We start from the raw sequence: 3,195 nt of genomic DNA, 5'->3' as shown, positions 1-3,195 counted from the left end.
CGTTGAAATAGCTGCGGATCGGTTCGTCCCAGAGGCGATAGCGCGAGGCATTGATGGCGAACTCATTAGTGGTCTCGGGGATCGTCATGTCGGGGAAGGTAAGGCGGAACTCGCCTGTGCCTTGCTGATGAGTGAAGCCATTGACGCCATAACCAGTTGTGATGACGAGGGATGTGGAGGGGCCATAGACGGAATAGCCTGCACAAATTTGTTCATTGCCGGGGCGCAGAACGGAGGCTTCATCGTTAGGATCAATCGGCTCTGCGATTCGAACGATAGAAAAGATCGAGCCGACAGAGAGGTTTACATCTAGATTCGACGAACCATCGAGGGGGTCAAAATAGACGATGTAGTCGCCCGCTTTGGTTTCTTTCTTGAGCCAATAGACGTTGTCCACTTCTTCGGACACCAAGGCCGCCACTCGCGAGCAATTGGCGCAGTGACGCACGAACTCTTCATTGGCTATCACATCAAGCTGCTTTTGCGTTTCTCCTTGAATGTTGGTGCTGCCGGCTGCGCCAAGGTTGTTGTGAAATGCCCCGTCACGCACATGGTTGGAAATGATCCGGCAGGCGGTCGCGATGTCTTCGAGCAGAAAAACCAAGTCCTTTTCTAAACCCGAATGACGATAATCGTGTAGCAAGAACTGACGAAAGGTCATTTGGGCTTCTAACATGGTAGGCTCCTTTGAACGGATCGCGTTTGAGAAAGCATTTAACATAAGGGGCAGGGATGTCACCTCTACATTGGGTGGGATCAATTGGCTTGATGATTTGGCAAGCTTCAAAGGCGACCCAAAACGGTGCCATTTTCTCTCTTCGCCGTGGTTAGTATTTGTTACTTCGAAGTATATCGCCGTGCGCATCATGTGTGTTTACGAAGGGCTTGTTTTGTCAAATTTCGCCAAAACAGCAGAAAAACCGCGTGAAGAGCTGGACTTGTGCGGTGTCACATATGCGCCCGGTTACATTACGATTGGTAACGTCTCTAAGGGTGCGCGCACTGATCCTGAATATGTCATTAGCAATGAGGCCTTTGTGCACGCTTATCACGAGCGCAAGGACGTGCTTTTGCCTATCTTCCCGAACCAGCCCAAGATTGAGAACTTCCTCTTCTACGATGTCGGCTCGGATTAGGGTATTGGCACGAATACAACGCCCGCTGACGTATTAAATTCGGGCATGGAAATCCGAACCTCTGCTGGTTCGGGTGTTGGCTTTGACACCTAACTTGGCAAATTCGAAGCCTATTACGCCCCCTACACCGACAGTGTCGCAACGGATGTAAAACAGGATTTCAGCCTAACATTTCGTATTGATTTCTATTAACTTCTGTGGCTGTTTCGATCAATCGGGGGGGGTGGAGTGCAGCATGTCAGGTTTCGACCACAAAGCCTTGATTTCAAACCTGTCTGCACAAGAACGGCAAACCCTGCTCGCGCAGGATGATTTTCATGGCTTGCGACATTTCGGACTGCATGCAGGCGCTATCTCCTTCGTCGGCGCATTGATTGCTATTGGCCAAAACCAAATTTCTGTCATTCTTTCGTTTTTGTTGATGTTGTCGCAAGGCATCTTGATCTGCTTCCTGTTCACGACTTTACATGAAACTGTGCATCGCACCTCGTTTAAGACGAATGCACTGAACGTTTGGGTCGGCCGCATCTGCGGATTTTTGGTGTTTCTTGGCCCTGACTGGTTTCGCTATTTTCACTTTGCGCATCACCGCTTCACTCATAATCCCGAGAACGATCCGGAGCTGGCTTCGCCCAAGCCTGAAAGCTTTTGGCAATATCTGAAATATATGTCTGGTTTGCCTGAAACGAAGGACCGCATCGTGACGCTCTTGCGCAATGCGTTCTGGATCAACGAAGATGCCTATGTCCCTGCGCGCGGCCGTTCGAAAGTTATGCGTGAGGCTCGTGTTCAATTGGCGCTTTACGGCGGTATTGTTGTGGTGAGTTTGCTCTTGCGGTCGTCGATATTGTTCTACGTCTGGCTTTTACCGATCGTGCTCGGCGCGCCGTTTCTGCGCGGCTACTTGTTGGCAGAACATGGGCGTTGCCCGAATGTGGCGTCAATGCTGGAAAACACGCGCACCACTTTGACTAATCGGATCATACGGTTTTTGGCCTGGAATATGCCCTTTCATGTTGAGCATCACGCCTATCCCGCGGTACCCTTTCACAAGCTTCCCGTATTTCATGAACACATTCGTGCGCACATCGTGCATCTTGAAAATGGCTATGTGGCGTTCAACAAAAGCTATGTCGCAGAGGGCTTGAAAAAGTAATTACTTGACTTCAAAAGGGCGGAAAGCACGTCAGCGCAAGGATCAAGCCAGAATGATTGCCAATCTCATGATGTACGAACGTCCTGAACTTCAGGGTGCACATGCTCGCTTTTGGGATTTGATCCGATCCGCTTTGGCAGACAATGGAATTGCTGCGCCTGAAACGCTCTCGCAGGACGCGGATACGAATTCCGTTTGGACTGATCCCAAAATGGTTCTTAGCCAGACTTGCGGTATGCCATACCGGCTTTGGCTGCATGGCAAAGTTCAGCTTATCGGTACCCCAGACTATGCTCTGCAAGAGTGTCCTGCGGGTTACTATCGCAGCGCCTTTGTGGTGCATGCAGATGATTCACGTGAGGATCTAAGAGCTTATAAAGATGCGATTTTTTCCTATAATCAAGTGCATTCTCAATCAGGTTATGCTGCTGCATTCTGGCACGTTAAAGCGCTTGGTTTTTGGTTCGAAAAAACATTCCATTCCCAAGGGCACGTGGCCTCTGCCAAAGCGGTGGCTGAAGGACACGCAGATATTGCGGCGCTTGATGCGCAAACCTGGCGCAATGTTGAACGGTATGAGCCCGTGGCTGCGCGTTTACGCGTGCTTGAGTGGACGACACCAACGCCTGGCTTGCCCTTAATCACTGCGCTTGCTCAGGATAAGGATGCTATTTTTGATGCGGTGGCGCAGGCGATTGTAGCGTTGAAAAATTCGGATAGGGCTTTGCTGGATTTTAAGTGCATCGAGCGCATTCCAGCTGACGCATATTTGGCGGTTCGCAATCCTGATGAAAAAATCCCGTAAGCCATAACACCCGTGAGGCCTGATACAACATTGTTCGCCTTGTGCTTCAGGATTAGCGATGCGCCATTCGGGATCGCGATCTCGAAGCAGTAAGAGCG

4 protein-coding genes are annotated in these 3,195 nt (G+C 50.3%); 3 read left to right on the top strand and 1 reads right to left on the bottom strand.

The genetic code is table 11. The annotated features are described in order from the left end of the window. A partial coding sequence (locus QZ280_RS02340; RefSeq protein WP_293440707.1) for a class 1 fructose-bisphosphatase occupies positions 1 to 676 on the bottom strand: 676 nt, incomplete at its 3' end. Between QZ280_RS02340 and QZ280_RS02335 the strand changes: the two genes are divergently transcribed. The 3 genes from QZ280_RS02335 (at position 675) to QZ280_RS02325 (ending at position 3,097) form a co-directional block, all read left to right on the top strand. Continuing rightward, positions 675 to 1,136, top strand: coding sequence for a hypothetical protein (locus QZ280_RS02335; RefSeq protein WP_293440705.1), 462 nt, complete (start codon positions 675 to 677; stop codon positions 1,134 to 1,136). The two genes, QZ280_RS02340 and QZ280_RS02335, sit on opposite strands and share 2 nt — an antisense overlap. A gap of 235 nt (positions 1,137 to 1,371) precedes the next feature. Further along, the gene (locus tag QZ280_RS02330) at positions 1,372 to 2,292 is read left to right on the top strand and encodes a fatty acid desaturase family protein (RefSeq protein ID WP_293440704.1); all 921 of its coding nucleotides are present in this window, start codon (positions 1,372 to 1,374) and stop codon (positions 2,290 to 2,292) included. A gap of 52 nt (positions 2,293 to 2,344) precedes the next feature. After that, the gene (locus QZ280_RS02325; protein ID WP_293440703.1) at positions 2,345 to 3,097 is read left to right on the top strand and encodes a PhnD/SsuA/transferrin family substrate-binding protein; all 753 of its coding nucleotides are present in this window, start codon (positions 2,345 to 2,347) and stop codon (positions 3,095 to 3,097) included. Positions 3,098 to 3,195: the final 98 nt, after the last annotated feature.

Origin of the sequence: Planktotalea sp. (genome assembly GCF_018607995.1) — a bacterium.
GTDB lineage: Bacteria > Pseudomonadota > Alphaproteobacteria > Rhodobacterales > Rhodobacteraceae > Planktotalea.
Note: the sequence above shows the minus strand (reverse complement) of the source record. Positions and strands in the feature narration are given on the sequence as shown.